The organism is Thermoleptolyngbya sp. PKUAC-SCTB121 (assembly GCF_016919485.1).
Lineage (GTDB): Bacteria > Cyanobacteriota > Cyanobacteriia > Elainellales > Elainellaceae > Thermoleptolyngbya > Thermoleptolyngbya sichuanensis.
The window spans coordinates 1,438,915-1,453,112 of record NZ_CP070366.1 but is presented as its reverse complement, the minus strand read 5'-3'; the positions used below and the strand labels follow the sequence as shown (position 1 = coordinate 1,453,112).

Annotated in this window: 12 protein-coding genes and 1 pseudogene; 10 read left to right on the top strand and 3 right to left on the bottom strand. The window is 58.3% G+C overall.

Annotated elements, in window-relative coordinates; all coding sequences use genetic code 11:
* Positions 1-320 precede the first annotated feature (320 nt).
* The 7 genes from JTM80_RS06035 to JTM80_RS06005 all read left to right on the top strand — a co-directional run bounded on the left by JTM80_RS06035 (position 321) and on the right by JTM80_RS06005 (position 9,199).
* Positions 321-1,346 carry a long-chain acyl-[acyl-carrier-protein] reductase gene (locus JTM80_RS06035; protein WP_172357562.1) on the top strand — a complete coding sequence of 342 codons (1,026 nt, stop codon included), beginning with the start codon at positions 321-323 and terminating at the stop codon, positions 1,344-1,346.
* A 223-nt stretch (positions 1,347-1,569) separates the two neighbouring features.
* Complete coding sequence (locus JTM80_RS06030; protein WP_205370773.1) at positions 1,570-2,343, top strand: MBL fold metallo-hydrolase; 774 nt, start codon at positions 1,570-1,572, stop codon at positions 2,341-2,343.
* A 96-nt stretch (positions 2,344-2,439) separates the two neighbouring features.
* A complete protein-coding gene (locus JTM80_RS06025) occupies positions 2,440-3,747 on the top strand; it encodes an aminopeptidase P N-terminal domain-containing protein (protein WP_172357566.1) in 1,308 nt (435 codons plus the stop codon).
* A gap of 270 nt (positions 3,748-4,017) precedes the next feature.
* Entirely contained in the window at positions 4,018-4,515 is a 498-nt protein-coding gene (gene ndhN / locus JTM80_RS06020; RefSeq protein ID WP_172357568.1) for an NAD(P)H-quinone oxidoreductase subunit N, read from the top strand.
* Between the two features lie 322 nt (positions 4,516-4,837).
* On the top strand, positions 4,838-6,247 hold the full coding sequence (ldpA, locus tag JTM80_RS06015; RefSeq protein WP_172357570.1) for a circadian clock protein LdpA: 1,410 nt from the start codon (positions 4,838-4,840) through the stop codon (positions 6,245-6,247).
* Between the two features lie 265 nt (positions 6,248-6,512).
* Positions 6,513-8,408, top strand: coding sequence for a R3H domain-containing nucleic acid-binding protein (locus tag JTM80_RS06010; protein WP_172357572.1), 1,896 nt, complete (start codon positions 6,513-6,515; stop codon positions 8,406-8,408).
* A gap of 5 nt (positions 8,409-8,413) precedes the next feature.
* Positions 8,414-9,199 carry a tryptophan-rich sensory protein gene (locus tag JTM80_RS06005; protein WP_172357574.1) on the top strand — a complete coding sequence of 262 codons (786 nt, stop codon included), beginning with the start codon at positions 8,414-8,416 and terminating at the stop codon, positions 9,197-9,199.
* A gap of 120 nt (positions 9,200-9,319) precedes the next feature.
* Here JTM80_RS06005 and JTM80_RS06000 read toward each other — a convergent pair whose 3' ends face one another.
* Positions 9,320-10,618, bottom strand: a complete 1,299-nt coding sequence (locus JTM80_RS06000; RefSeq protein WP_172357575.1) for a hypothetical protein — start codon at positions 10,616-10,618, stop codon at positions 9,320-9,322.
* Positions 10,619-10,865: 247 nt separating this feature from the next.
* On the opposite strand from JTM80_RS06000, the gene JTM80_RS05995 reads away from it, so the two are divergent.
* The 3 genes and pseudogenes from JTM80_RS05995 to rnhA all read left to right on the top strand — a co-directional run.
* Positions 10,866-11,387 (top strand): photosystem I assembly protein Ycf3, encoded by a 522-nt coding sequence (locus JTM80_RS05995; RefSeq protein WP_068511273.1) that lies wholly within the window; start codon positions 10,866-10,868, stop codon positions 11,385-11,387.
* Between the two features lie 41 nt (positions 11,388-11,428).
* Positions 11,429-11,722 carry an Asp-tRNA(Asn)/Glu-tRNA(Gln) amidotransferase subunit GatC gene (gatC, locus tag JTM80_RS05990; protein WP_172357576.1) on the top strand — a complete coding sequence of 98 codons (294 nt, stop codon included), beginning with the start codon at positions 11,429-11,431 and terminating at the stop codon, positions 11,720-11,722.
* Positions 11,723-11,853: 131 nt separating this feature from the next.
* Positions 11,854-12,312: pseudogene (gene rnhA / locus JTM80_RS05985) on the top strand (ribonuclease HI); the annotation flags it as partial.
* A gap of 81 nt (positions 12,313-12,393) precedes the next feature.
* On the opposite strand, the gene JTM80_RS05980 reads toward rnhA, so the two are convergent.
* Positions 12,394-12,669, bottom strand: a complete 276-nt coding sequence (locus JTM80_RS05980) for a ubiquitin-like small modifier protein 1 (protein WP_172357578.1) — start codon at positions 12,667-12,669, stop codon at positions 12,394-12,396.
* A gap of 108 nt (positions 12,670-12,777) precedes the next feature.
* Positions 12,778-14,085 (bottom strand): threonine synthase, encoded by a 1,308-nt coding sequence (gene thrC, locus JTM80_RS05975; RefSeq protein ID WP_172357579.1) that lies wholly within the window; start codon positions 14,083-14,085, stop codon positions 12,778-12,780.
* Between the last annotated feature and the right edge of the window lie 113 nt (positions 14,086-14,198).

Genomic DNA, 14,198 nt, shown 5'->3' with positions numbered 1-14,198 from the left:
TCTTTGAGATTTCTTAACCTTCAGTTTGTTTTTTGGCGCGACGGTGCATCCTAGCTTGACACTGAACGTTAAGTCCCCTGATTTCTGTTAGGACTTACGCAGTTGGACGACTTCTCGCAGGCACAGCCCAAGAGACATCGTCCAGAATCTAGAAAAATCTAGGAAACTGATTGCAAGTGCGTCAGTCCTGTCTGTTTGGCGTGTCTGTAAAAAGGGCGATTCTCGAAGCACTCCCTACGGGAATCACCCTTTGCCGCAGGCGCAATCTTCCCCTCTCTCGCCCCACCGGGCCCTACCTTTCGCAACCTAGAGCATATTGAATGTTTGGTCTAATTGGTCATCTGACAAGTCTGGAACACGCTCAAGCCGTCGCCCGCGATCTGGGCTATCCCGAATACGCCGATCAGGGGCTTGATTTTTGGTGCAGCGCGCCGCCGCAAATCGTCGATCACATCAAGGTCACCAGCGCCACCGGGCAGGTGATCGAGGGCAAGTATGTGGAATCCTGCTTTTTGCCGGAAATGCTGGCAACGCGCCGCATCAAAGCCGCCACTCGAAAAGTGATTAATGCCATGGCTCACGCCCAAAAGCACGGCATTAACATTACGGCACTGGGCGGCTTTTCCTCGATTATTTTTGAGAATTTTAACCTGTCGCAAATTCAGCAGGTGCGTGATGTGACGCTAGATTTTGCCCGCTTCACCACTGGCAACACCCACACCGCTTACATCATCTGCCGCCAGGTCGAGCAGGCTTCTAAGCAAGTGGGGATTCACTTATCGGAGGCGACGGTGGCGGTTTGCGGCGCGACGGGCGACATTGGCAGTGCGGTGTGCCGCTGGCTGAATGGACGTGCAGATGTGAAAGAACTGCTGCTGATTGCGCGAGATCAGGAGCGGCTGCAAAATCTGCAAGCAGAACTGGGGCGCGGCAAAATCATGGCGCTAGAAGAGGCGCTGCCCGAAGCCGACATTATCGTGTGGGTGGCTAGTATGCCCAAGGGCGTGGAGATCGACCCGACCACGCTGAAGCAGCCCTGCCTGCTGATCGACGGCGGTTATCCCAAAAACCTAGGTACGAAGATTCAGCATCCTGGCGTGCATGTGCTGAACGGCGGCATCGTGGAGCATTCGCTGGATATCGACTGGAAAATCATGAACATCGTCAACATGGACGTGCCGGCCCGCCAGTTGTTTGCCTGCTTTGCCGAGTCCATGCTGCTGGAGTTTGAGAAGCTCTACACCAATTTTTCCTGGGGGCGAAACCAGATCACGCTGGAAAAGATGGATTTGATTGGGCAGGTGTCGCTGAAGCACGGCTTCCGACCGCTGCTGATGGAAGGCTGAGGTAAAGGGCCGGGGATCTGGGGCAAATTGCTTGTCGATTGGAACTTTTGGGCGATCGCCTCAATCACTGTAAGCTTAAAGATGCAAATTTTGCGGCGAGGATGGGCTGGGGCGATCGCCCAGGAATATTAGGCTGCACCAGCCAGACCCAAGAGCCGGGCCTCACCTACAGCCTAATCCCCTCGCCCTCACCCTACGCCTTACCCATTTCCCTGAGGAGACCATGAAGCGGCGCACGTTGATTCAATATGCAGGCAGCGGATTGGCAGCGGCGGCCGCCACCGTCGGCCTATCCCAGAGCCAGCAAGCCCAAGCCCAGACCAGCAACGCGGTGACGATTCAGGCGTTGGGACATACCTGCTTTTTGTTTACAAGCGGCGGTCTGCGAATTTTGGTTAACCCGTTTCGCCCGATTGGCTGCACCAAGGGATATCGCCCCCCCCGTGTTCCTGCGGACCTGGTGATGATTAGCAGCCGTCTGTTTGACGAGGGTTCCCTGGAGGGACTCCCCGGCAGTCCGCGCCTGCTGGCAGAACCGGGCATCTATGAGTATCGCGGTGTGCAGATCCAAGGCGTGCGATCGCCCCACGATCGCCAGGGCGGGCGGCGCTTTGGGTTTAACGTCACCTGGCGCTGGAACCAGAGCGGGCTGATCCTGGCGCACATGGGCGGCGCGGCGGCTCCGATTGAGGTGGAGCAGCAAATCCTGATTGGTCGCCCGGACGTACTGTTTGTGCCTGTGGGCGGCGGCCCCAAGGCCTACAACGCGACGGAAGCCCGACAGGCCGTGCTGGCGCTGAACCCGCGCATCATTGTGCCGACGCACTTTCGGACGGCGGCTGCTGATGCCAATGCCTGCGATATTTCGCCAGTAGATGAATTTCTGTCGCTGATGGACGGCGTACCCGTGCGGCGACCCGGTGACACGATCACGCTGCGTCGCTCGGAACTGCCGTCGGAAGGGGCCCGAATTGAACTGCTGAGCTACAGATTTTAGGGCGATCGCTCGTTAGCATGGATTTATCAGCGGCTGAGTTGTCCCGGTCGCCGCGTCGGGCGGCTCAGCCAGTTATCCCTCCGTTCCCCCCTTCCCATGCAGACAGAATTTGCCCAGCGTCGCCAGCAGTTGATGGACAAAATTGGCAAGGGCACGGCGATTTTCCGCAGTGCGCCCCAGGCCGTGATGCACAATGATGTCGAATACAACTTTCGGCAAGACAGCGACTTTTTCTACCTGACCGGGTTCGACGAGCCAGAAGCCGTGGCCGTGCTGGCTCCGCACCATGAAGAGCATCGCTTTGTGCTGTTTGTGCGACCCAAAGACCCAGAAAAAGAAACCTGGTCGGGCTATCGCGTGGGCGTGGAGGCTGCCCAGGAGCGCTTTGGGGCCGACGCGGTGTATCCGATTGAGGAACTGGACGAAAAGCTGACGCAATACGTCGAAAAAGCCGACCGGATTTACTACCGACTGGGGCGCGATCGCCGCTTTAACGACAAAATCCTTGGACTGTGGCAGCGGCTGATGCGCGGCTATCCCCGGCGCGGCACGGGCCCCATCGCCATCGAAGATCCGGCCCCGACGCTGCACTCCCTCCGCCAGACCAAGTCGCCCGCAGAGCTAGAGCGGATGCGGAAAGCCGCCGAGATTGCCGTCGCCGCCCACAACCGGGCAATGGCCTACGCCAAACCCGGTGTTTATGAATACCAGGTGCAGGCCGAAATCGAGCATACCTTTCGGATCAGCGGCGCACTGGGCCCGGCCTATCCCTCCATCGTCGCCTCCGGAGCCAACGCCTGCATCCTGCACTACACCGAAAACACGCGCCAGATGCAGGAACACGACCTGCTGCTAATCGACGCGGGCTGCGCCTACGAATATTACAACTCGGACATTACGCGCACCTTCCCCATTAGCGGCAGGTTCACCGAGGAGCAGCGTATCCTCTACGACATTGTGCTGCGGGCCCAACTCGCGGCGATCGCCCAAGTAGCCCCCGGCAATCCCTACAGCCAGATGCACGATACCGCCGTGCGCGTCATTGTGGAGGGGCTGATGGACTTGGGGCTGCTCCAGGGCGATATCGAAGAAATTATCAAAGAAGAGAAATACAAGCCCTTCTACATGCACAAAACCGGGCACTGGCTAGGGCTAGATGTGCATGACGTGGGGGTCTATGCCCACGGCGACACGGCCCACAACCTGGAGCCGGGCCACGTCACGACGGTTGAACCGGGCATCTACATCGGCCCCGGCATCACCCCCGCCGAAGGACAGCCCGACGTGCCCGAACGCTGGCGCGGCATCGGCATCCGCATTGAGGACGATGTGCTGGTCACGCCGACTGGCCATGAGGTGCTGACGGCAGGCGTTCCCAAGCTGATCGAAGATCTGGAATCTTGACGGGCATGAAATATTGCGGGGGGATTTGAATCGACACTTGAACCGCTACTTGACTTGAACCGATACTTGCATCGATAAGCGATCGCCTGCCATGACTCTAGCAAAATCTAATCGCTGCCCCACGCACCGCAGATCGGGCCCATGCTAAAGTTTTGTTTAGTCAAGTTTCGTTAGGGTCAGCGTTGCGTTTGGCCCGCTCTGCGTTTGATTCTTTGATCCTCCTTTGATCCACAGTCCTTTGATCCACAGTCCTTACCCCCGATTCCTTCCATGTCTATCCTCGGCAATCCGCTCACGCTAATTACCTCTGGCAAGCCCTTCATTCGTGCTTTAGAAGCAGCCGGGACGCTGGGCGTATACGTGCCGCTGGAGGGCGGCCTGGAGGGGCGGTATCAGCGACGGCTGCGAGGCGCAGGCTACAAGGTTCTCAACATTACGGCGCGGGGGCTGGGCGATTTGTCGTCCTACCTACTAGATGTCCACGGGGTACGCCCGCCCCACCTGGGCAAAAAGAACCTGGGACGTGAAGGGGCCGTCGGCTATCGCTACTTCGTGCCACCCGTGGCTACCTACGAGGCTGAGGTGCTGCCCAAGGGCGCAAAGGGGCTGGTGATCTGGATGCTGGAGGGGCACATCCTGTCGCGCTCCGAGCTAGAATTTTTGGTGACCCTGCCCCAGACCGACTCTCGCATCAAGGTGGTGCTGGAGATGGGGGGCGATCGCCAGTTTACCTGGAAACCGCTGAAGGACATTCTGGCGGCTGCTTAGCCAGATTCTTTAGCAACTGTTTCTCGAAAGCAATCGTTTCTCGAACCTGACCAGGCTGCTATCGAGCCGCGATATGTGGCCATTTTGGGGATGCTTTAGGGCGATCGCCTCTAGATTTGGGGATCGCTGGGGTCAATCCACCCAGAAAGTTTGCTGCAAAAGGTTTTGACGCTCTTTGCAAACGGCATTTTTGGTGTACACTGAGGGCCAAGGTGGGTGATCCCCATCCGGGTGCATGGTTTAACAGCAAGCTCTGGGTTCATCGCCAGAGGGTGCTATCCTCGTTCTTTGCTTCCCTGCGGTCTGAGTCAGGGCAACCAATTTGTACACTCCCTTGCAGTCCTTAAGGGAGGGTCGCTGGTTCAAGTTAATTTGTGGAGCCAGCTTTCAGCACCTCCCTGCAATTCGGAATTTAACTCTGGCCTATGCGCTGGCGGGTGCCGACTGTGTGGATGTGGCGGCAGACCCGGCGGTCATTCATGCGGCAAAGGAAGGGCTAGCCGCTGCGGCAGGGCTGGGGTGCGATCGCCTCCCCTGGCTCATGGTCAGCCTCAACGACGGCGAAGATCCCCACTTCCGCAAAGCGGTCTTCGACCCGGCCCGCTGTCCGGCAGACTGTCCCCGCCCCTGCGAAACCATTTGCCCTGCCCAGGCGATTACCTTCGATCGCCCCACTGAGGGATATTCTGGCGGCTACTCTGGCGTGATCGAGAGCCGCTGCTATGGCTGTGGGCGCTGTCTGCCGCTGTGCCCAATTCAGCAAATTGCCACCCAGTCCACCACCATTACGCCAGAAATGATTCCGGACCTGCTGGCGCAGGTGGACGCGCTGGAAATCCATACGCAGGTCGGGCGGCTGGCAGAATTTCGGCAACTGTGGCGGGCGATCGCCCCCGTGGTTCACAGGCTCAAGCTAGTGGCGATTAGCTGTCCCGACGGCGACGGGCTGATCGACTATCTGCGATCGCTCTACCAGCACATTTCACCAGAGGATAGCCCGCTGCCCTGTCCGCTGATCTGGCAGACAGATGGGCGACCCATGAGCGGCGACATCGGCGCCGGAGCCACTCGCGCCACCGTCAAGCTGGGACAAAAGGTGCTGGCGGCGGGGCTACCGGGCTATGTGCAGTTGGCCGGCGGGACGAATCACCACACCGTTCCGAAATTGCGGGCGCTGGGCTTGTTGTCTGAGGAATCTACCCTGGGCGATGCCCGGCGGGATCACTCCGCACCTCGCGCTGAGGATCTGCCCCAACCCGCTGCTTCCACCTTCATTGCAGGCGTGGCCTACGGCAGCTATGCCAGGGTGCTGCTGTCGCCCATCCTCGACCAGCTAGATGCGATCGCCCCCCAGTTGCTTGGCGCTTCTTCCCCGCCTCCCCACGCCGATGCTCTCCCTCACTTTGCTCCGGATTCTGCGGGGTATGACCCGCTTTCAGGTTCGCCGCCAGAATCAATTGCTCCCCCTCCTGCCCATGTCGCACATGTTGCACATGTTGCACACGTTGCACACGTTGCACACGTTGCACATCTAGAACGTGACCCAGACTTACTCACGCAGGCCGTAGCACGGGCGATCGCCCTAGTGTCGCAACTCAAGCCCCAGCCTGACTTGGCGATCGCCCCTGCCCCCGCCGCCGACCTGCATTTAGCAACTGAATCAGCCCCTCCTTCGCAGTTTTCCCTCCATCACCCGCCTGCCGTCGAGCCAGTCTTGCTAAAGCCTGGATGAATACTGGCATTCTGCTTCCACAAGTGTCGCGATCCCCCTCCAGCCCTGACAAGTTTTTTTAACGTTCAGCGCTACCCCTAGATTTCCAACCTCTTACATCCTTTGGTACCCGGCCATGAGCGTCAAGCAGTTTCGATTTAATCCTGTTCAATTTCCTGTTCAATTTATTGCCTCTCGTTTTATTGGCTCTCGTTTTGAAGCAGTGTCCAATTCGCGACCTGCGCTTTTTCCCCCAACGTTGTTCGTTATTTATTAGCAACCACCTATGACATTCAACGGGAACGATTCTGCCGAATATCGCCCCTCCGTTACCCCCGCTGCGGCCAGCGCGGATGCCAAGCCCGCCCAGCCGCTGCAAATCACCGACGACCTGGATCAACTGCTGGCGATTTTGCCTGACCCAATTCGCGATCGCCTAGAACAGCATCCCCAGCGCAACGTGCTGGTGGAAGTGGTGCTAGATCTGGGTCGCCGCCCCGAAGCCCGCTTTCCTGGCACGTCTGAGTATCTCTCCGAAGATGCCATCACTAAAGCAGACTTGCAGCACTGTATCGACCGCGTGGGCATCTTTAGCGGCGACAACCGGGCGGGCATTGAAAAAACCCTGCACCGCATCAGCGCCATCCGCAACCGCGCTGGCGAAATTATCGGCCTCACCTGTCGCGTCGGGCGGGCGGTCTACGGCACGATTGGCATGATTCGTGACCTAGTAGAATCGGGGCGATCGATCCTGATGCTGGGGCGTCCAGGCGTGGGCAAGACCACGGCCCTGCGCGAAATCGCCCGCGTGCTGGCAGATGAGCTAGAAAAGCGCGTCGTCATCATCGACACCTCCAACGAAGTGGCCGGCGACGGCGACATTCCCCATCCCGCCATCGGTCGGGCCCGGCGGATGCAGGTGGCCCATCCCGAAAACCAGCATCAGGTGATGATCGAGGCAGTGGAAAACCACATGCCAGAAGTGATCATCATTGACGAAATCGGTACGGAGCTAGAAGCGCAGGCCGCCCGCACGATTGCCGAACGCGGTGTGCAACTGATCGGTACGGCCCACGGCAACCAGATTGAGAACCTGATGAAAAACCCCACCCTTTCCGACCTGGTGGGCGGCATTCAGTCTGTGACGCTGGGCGACGAAGAGGCCCGCCGTCGGGGCAGCCAAAAGAGCGTGCTGGAGCGCAAAGCGCCGCCGACCTTCGACATTGCGGTGGAAATGCTGGAGCGGCAAAAGTGGGTGGTGCATGAGTCGGTGGCAGACACGGTGGATGCGCTGCTGCGCGGGCGCGTGCCCAATCCCCAGGTGCGCCAGGTCAACGACGCAGGCGAAGTCACCATTACCCATGAGCAGAGCGGCAAAGGGCTGGACCCAAAACCCGTCCGATCGCTCCCCTTTGGCGACAGCAGCACGGCCTTGCGCGATACGGGCGCGGCGCGGGTGGCGGGCTGGCGCTCGTCGGGACAGATGATGCCGCTGCCGTCGCCCCGCTATGACCGGGTAGCGCGGTTTCCCCGTGATACGGATTCGTTCAGCGGCCTGATGTCGCCGGAGCGCCAGTCCTTTGACCAGATGCTGAACGACTCGCTAGAGCGATCGCTCATGAGCGAGGAAGCGGACCCCTTCGGTGAGGTGCCCACGGCAGGGCCCAACGGCGAAGATTTGCCGCTGCACATCTACCCCTACGCCGTCAGTCGGCATCTGGTAGAACAGGTGATTCACACGATGAACCTGCCCATCGTGCTGACGAAGGATCTAGACGGGGCGGATGCGGTGCTGGCGCTGCGATCGCACATCAAGAACCACTCCAAACTGCGGCAAATTGCCAAGAGTCGCCAGCTTTCGATCTTTACAGTCAAGTCAAATAGTATGCCGCAGATTATCCGCGCCCTCCAGCGGATGCTAAAGATGGAAGATGCGTTTTTGGAGGAGCCGATCAACCTCAACCTGTTTTCGCGCAGCGGCGACGAAGACGAGATCGAGGCGCTGGAAGAAGCGCGGCTGGCTGTGGAGCAGATTGTGATTCCCAAAGGGCAACCTGTGGAACTGCTGCCTCGCTCCGCCAAGGTTCGCAAGATGCAGCATGAACTGGTGGAACACTATCACCTGAAGTCCTCCAGTTTTGGCGAAGAGCCAAACCGACGGCTGCGGATTTATCCAGCGTAGGCACTATGAAATCATCAACGCAGAAATCAACGGGGGGAACGGTGCTGGCGATCGCCACCCCGATTGCCATCTTGGCTACCCTGGCGGTAAACACCCTGTCCAACACCAACCCCCCCGGCGGCGTGAACGTGGGCGAACTAGCCAACACGCTGCTGAGGGACGTGCGGGTCTTGCCTGCAAACTACGCCTTCATCATCTGGGGCGTGATTTACGTCGGGCTGATTGCCTACGGCATTTACCAAATTCGCCCGGCCCAGACTGGCGATACTGCCATTGTGCAGGCAGACGCGCTGTTGATCGTCGCCTGTGTTGCCCAAATCGCGTGGATTTATCTGTTTACATTTCGGCAGTTTTGGGCCTCGGTCTTGGCTATGCTGATCATCCTGGGGTCGCTCATTTTTGCCTATCTGCGGCTGGGCATTGGGCGCGATCGGGTGGGGCGCGATCGCCGCTGGAATGCCCACCTTCCCTTCAGCATCTACCTGGCGTGGATTTCTGTCGCGACGATTGTGAACATTGCCTCGGCCCTGTTTGCCAACAACTGGAGCGGCGGCCTTGCCCCAGACCTGTGGGCGCTGCTGCTGCTGGTCATTGGAACGGCGATCGCCCTTGTCGTCTTTTTCCAGCGGCGAGACATCGCGTTTCTGCTGGTGTTTATCTGGGCGTATGGGGCGATCGCCGTGCGACAGTCCGCCTTTCCGCTGGTACAAATTGGGGCGATCGGCGGCGCAGTTCTGCTGGCAGGGGTCGTCCTCTGGAGCCTGTGGCAGCCAAGGCAGCGGTTTGAGTGATGGAGGGAAGAACGAAGAGAGAAGAACGAAGAGAGAAGAACGAAGAGGTTCTGGTTTTCCTTTTTTCGCTTTTCGTTCTTCGTTCTTCTCTCTTCCTTTTTCCGCCCCTCCCCATCACCCCTAATGCCCCTCCAGCCGCCTGCGCCATTCCGCATCGATTTTGTCTACCTGGGCGAGTTCCTGCGGGGTCAGGTCTTCCTGAGTGCTGTAGGCCAGGTTGGCTTCATCCACGACAGATTCCAGCGCAAACTGCTGGGCAAAGGCGAGTTTTTCCTGAATTTTCGGCCCGAGGCGATTCAGCGCTTCGGCGCGACGCTGGCGCATTTCGTTGCGGGCGGCGATCGCCTTGTTGCGTCCCTGAATCCACAGATAGCGCACCAGCGGCACAATTAGAAAACCCGCCGCGTAGGCCAGCAGCAGCCCATAAATACCGCCGACCAAGCCGACGATGCCGCCCAGCGATGCCGCGCCGCCCCGCAGCAGGGAACCCAGCATCAGCGCGCCGACAATATTCACCACGCCCAGCCCAGCCGCCATCATCAGTTGCCCAGATGTCGCTTGGCTAAAGCGCCAGGGCAATTCCTTCAGGTATGCCGCCACCGAGAGGCGATTTTGCTGCTGGGCGGTGACTTGCAGTTCGGGGAAGTGGTAGACCAGTTCGCCCGTGGGGCTGACCTCTGGGCGGCCGTTGAAGCGGGTCAGCACAGGCAGCATGTAGTCTTCTAGGTCGGTGGTTGCGGTGTTGATCTGGTCGAGGTAAGGGGTGACTTGCTCGGCAACCACTACGCCCCGCTGGTTGCGGATGACATTGGCGATCGCCCGCCAGCGCCGCTCCTCCAGATTTGCATTCGGATTGCCATCGCCAAACAGGAACGAAAACACCGATTCCAGGAAACTCATTTGATTTTTGGGATCGCTGGCGTTTTCTGCCTGTTCGCGGCGATGGCGACGATCGGTGTCCGGCAGAAAAATCCAGTACCAGTCGGGGCCAATCCACATGCGGGGCAGCATCACCATGCCGCCGCCGTCAAAGTCGCGGTCGTTGTCGCCCTGGGCGGCGCTGAGGGCCAGCATGGCGGCAATAATGGCGATCGCAATCAGGACAATCGAGGCCACCAGCGCAATCCCAAAGCTGATGCGAATCAAGTAGAACATCACCCGCCAGACCTTGCTCCACCAGGCCTGTAGCCGCAGCCGGAAGTATTTATTTTGCAACACTTGGCGAAAATTGCGCGGAAAGACATAGGCAATATCGCCCGCGTCCGACACCTGCATGTGCCCGCCCGCCTCAGATGCCAGCGCCAGCAGACCTTGCTCGGCCCGCTTCACGTCCAGCCCTGCCAGCGAAGCCAGGTCGCCTGCGGTGACTCGATAATTAAGCCGCTCGACGGCTTTCATCAATTCGGCATCCAGTGCCATAGCGTTTCCCTTAAGCCAGAAACTATCTTCACTCTAGAAATTTTTGAAGCAAAGTGACAATGTTTCGGAGCCAAGGCTGAGAGGTTGCACTTTGCCCTGCGGCGTGACTCACTTCCCCCTCCGGTCGTGATGCCCATCATCGACAAATCCGTAGATTTTCGGAACCCCTGCCAACGCTCCGGCCAAAGGTTGCAAATCAGCGATAAAGTAGCAAATAGGATTTTCCAGGCTTTTCCCAAACGCAGCTATGCCCAGATCTCAACGCAACGACAACTTCATTGATAAGACCTTTACCGTCATGGCAGACCTGATTCTCAAGGTACTGCCGACGAACAAGGCCGCCAAAGAAGCCTTTGCCTACTATCGAGATGGCATGTCGGCTCAGGCGGATGGGGAATATGCCGAAGCTCTGGCAAACTACGAGGAAGCGCTGAAGCTGGAGCAAGACCCCTACGATCGCAGCTTTGTGCTATATAACATGGGGCTAATCTACGCCAGCAACGGCGAACACGATCGCGCCCTGGAAAGCTACCACCAAGCGCTGGAACTTAACCCTCGAATGCCGCAGGCGCTCAACAATATTGCGGTGATCTACCACTACCTGGGCGAACAGGCCGAACTGGCGAACAACACCAGCGAAGCCGACAAGAACTATGACCAGGCGGCGGAATACTGGGAGCGAGCCATCCGCCTTGCGCCCAACAACTACATCGAAGCCCAAAACTGGCTGAAAACCACCGGCCGCATGAAGATCGACGTATTTTTCTAAGATTTCCCCCCTCGTCTCTTTGTTTTTCCTTTTTCCTAAAAATGCTCGATCGCGAACAGGTTCACAAAGTTGCCCACCTCGCTCGTTTGGCGCTGACACCCGCCGAGGAGGAGCAGTTCACCACGCAGCTTGGCAGTATTTTGGAATATTTTGAGCAACTGAATGAGCTGGATACCCGCGACGTGCCGCCGACGACTCGCGCCATCGACGTGAGCAATGTCGTGCGTCCTGATGCGCTCCAGCCCTATCCCAACCGCGAGGCGATTCTCGATAGCGCCCCCGATCGCGACGGCGAGTTCTTTAAAGTGCCGCAGATTATGGGCGGGGGCGATTAGCCCCGATCCGATCATCAGTTTTGCTCTAAACGGTTCTGAACAGTTATGTCCTGATCCAGTTATGTCCTGGTCAGCTAAACCCTGAATAGTCACAACACGAGTCGCTACAGCACCAGTCGTCAGGACAAACCATGAAAATTCAAGCGATTTACACCGATGGGGCCTGTTCGGGAAACCCTGGCCCGGGTGGCTGGGGAACGCTCGTCGTGTTTGAAGACGGCAGCGTTCATGAAATGGGCGGGGGCGATCGCCAAACCACCAACAACCGCATGGAAATGCAGGCGGCGATCGCAGCGCTGGAATACCTGAAAGCCACCGGACAAACGCAGCCCATCCCGCTCTACACCGATAGCCAATACCTGATCAACGGCATCACGCAATGGATGAATGGCTGGAAGCGCAAAGGCTGGACAACCTCTAGCGGTGGCGCAGTATTAAACCAGGAACTCTGGCAGCGGCTCGACGCGCTGAATTCTCGTCAGATCCAGTGGACTTACGTGCGCGGCCACGCGGGCAACGCCGGGAACGAACGCTGTGATGCGATCGCCCGTGCCTTTGCCCAAGGACAAGTGCCCCACTTGCAGCAAATCGGCCCCGTCTCTTGAGTGCTGTGTCGAATTCTTAGCACCTACGCAGAGCGCCATCGCCCCCGCACAGACTGGCTAGACCAGCTAGCCGCCCGCCACAGCAGGCACAATGCTCACTTCATCGCCTGCATTCAGCACCGTGTTTGCGCCGTCCAAAAACCGGATGTCTTCGCTATTCACATAGAAGTTCACAAAGCGGCGGAGTTTGCCCTGGTCGTCGCACAGACGGGCCTTAATCCCAGGAAAAGACGCATCGAGCTTATCCAGCAATTCGGCGATCGTCGCGCCTTCGACTTCTACAGTCGCCTGATTGGCAGTGAACTGTTGCAGCGGCGTGGGAATGAGAACTTTGACAGACATAGCTGAGAAAATTGGGGTGGAAGGAGTAAACGGATTGACGGGGTAACAGAGGGTTATCGAAGCTGAGAAGCAAGCAGTCTAGCCCCTGCCCCTAGGAATTTGGGTCTCTTAAACCGTGACCTGCTGCCATTCCAGGCGGCCCAGCGTCTGCGCCCGCTCCAGCGCCCGTTCAAAGCTTTCCAGCTTGGGTTCGATAGTGAGGGGTTCGCCAATGTAGCCCTGGACAGCTTCCTGGGTCTTCAGCCCGTTGCCCGTGATGTAGGCGACGGTGGTTTCGTCGGGGTTGATTTTGCCTGCTTCAGCCAGTTTTTTCAGAACGGCGATCGTAGTGCCGCCTGCGGTTTCGGTGAAGATGCCTTCGGTTTCGGCCAGTAGTTTGATGCCTTCGACCACTTCCGGATCGCTGACTGATTCAATATTGCCATTGGTCTTGCGGGCAATGTCCAGTGCATATACCCCATCTGCCGGATTGCCAATCGCGATGGATTTGGCAATGGTATTGGGTTTGACGGGTGTGATGAAGTCGCGGTCTTCGCGGTAGGCCTGGGCAATAGGCGAGCAGCCGTCTGCCTGAGCGCCGCTGAAACGCACCGCTTTCTCCTCCACCAAGCCAACTTTGGTAAATTCTTGGAAGCCTTTGTATATTTTCGTGAACAGAGAGCCAGAGGCCAGCGGCGCAACGATGTGGTCCGGCAGTTGCCAGCCAAGCTGCTCGATGACTTCGTAGCCCAGGGTTTTGGAACCTTCGGAATAGTAGGGGCGCAGGTTGATATTCACAAAGCCCCAGCCGTGGGTGTTGGCGACTTCCGAGCAGAGGCGGTTCACTTGGTCATAGTTGCCATGAACGGCCATGACGGTGGGCCCGTAGATCAGCGTACCCAGGACTTTGCCTGCTTCCAGGTCAGAGGGAATAAACACACAGCAGTCTAGCCCTGCGTGGGCGGCGATCGCCGCTGTCGAGTTTGCCAAGTTCCCAGTGCTAGCGCAGGAAACCGTCGTAAAGCCCAGTTCCCGTGCGCGAGTCAGCGCCACGGACACCACCCGGTCTTTGAAGCTGAGGGTGGGCATGTTCACTGCGTCGTTCTTGATGTAGAGATTTTTGATACCCAGGCGACGCGCCAGACGGTTTGCCTTCAGCAGCGGCGTAAAGCCTGTGCCCACGTCAATCAGGTTATCCGTTGCAACGGGCAAGAAAGAGCGATAGCGCCAGATAGACTTGGGGCCGGCTTCGATGGTTTGACGGGTCACGACTTTGCTCAGGTGGGCGTAGTCGTAGGTCACTTCCAGTGGCCCAAAGCACAATTCGCAAACGTGAATTGCCTTTGCTTCATACTCTGCACCGCACTCTTTACACTTCAAGCCAGAAAAAGCAGCAGCGGTGGAACGGGTTTGGGTGGGGTGGGTTGCCAGCGTCATGGAGGGGTCTCGTCCTGTGATATCTCGTTCGTTTTGCGTGAAATGAAGCCTGGGAAAGGGTTGCAGGTTTCCTTCACCCAATGCAAGGAATCGTAGCATGGGCAACAAACAGC

Coding starts and splice junctions, on each gene's coding strand:
- JTM80_RS06035 (WP_172357562.1), top strand. CDS start 321: ATGTTTGGTCTAATTGGTCATCTGACAAGTCTGGAACACGCTCAAGCC.
- JTM80_RS06030 (WP_205370773.1), top strand. CDS start 1,570: ATGAAGCGGCGCACGTTGATTCAATATGCAGGCAGCGGATTGGCAGCG.
- JTM80_RS06025 (WP_172357566.1), top strand. CDS start 2,440: ATGCAGACAGAATTTGCCCAGCGTCGCCAGCAGTTGATGGACAAAATT.
- ndhN (WP_172357568.1), top strand. CDS start 4,018: ATGTCTATCCTCGGCAATCCGCTCACGCTAATTACCTCTGGCAAGCCC.
- JTM80_RS06010 (WP_172357572.1), top strand. CDS start 6,513: ATGACATTCAACGGGAACGATTCTGCCGAATATCGCCCCTCCGTTACC.
- JTM80_RS06005 (WP_172357574.1), top strand. CDS start 8,414: ATGAAATCATCAACGCAGAAATCAACGGGGGGAACGGTGCTGGCGATC.
- JTM80_RS06000 (WP_172357575.1), bottom strand. CDS start 10,618: ATGGCACTGGATGCCGAATTGATGAAAGCCGTCGAGCGGCTTAATTAT.
- JTM80_RS05995 (WP_068511273.1), top strand. CDS start 10,866: ATGCCCAGATCTCAACGCAACGACAACTTCATTGATAAGACCTTTACC.
- gatC (WP_172357576.1), top strand. CDS start 11,429: ATGCTCGATCGCGAACAGGTTCACAAAGTTGCCCACCTCGCTCGTTTG.
- JTM80_RS05980 (WP_172357578.1), bottom strand. CDS start 12,669: ATGTCTGTCAAAGTTCTCATTCCCACGCCGCTGCAACAGTTCACTGCC.
- thrC (WP_172357579.1), bottom strand. CDS start 14,085: ATGACGCTGGCAACCCACCCCACCCAAACCCGTTCCACCGCTGCTGCT.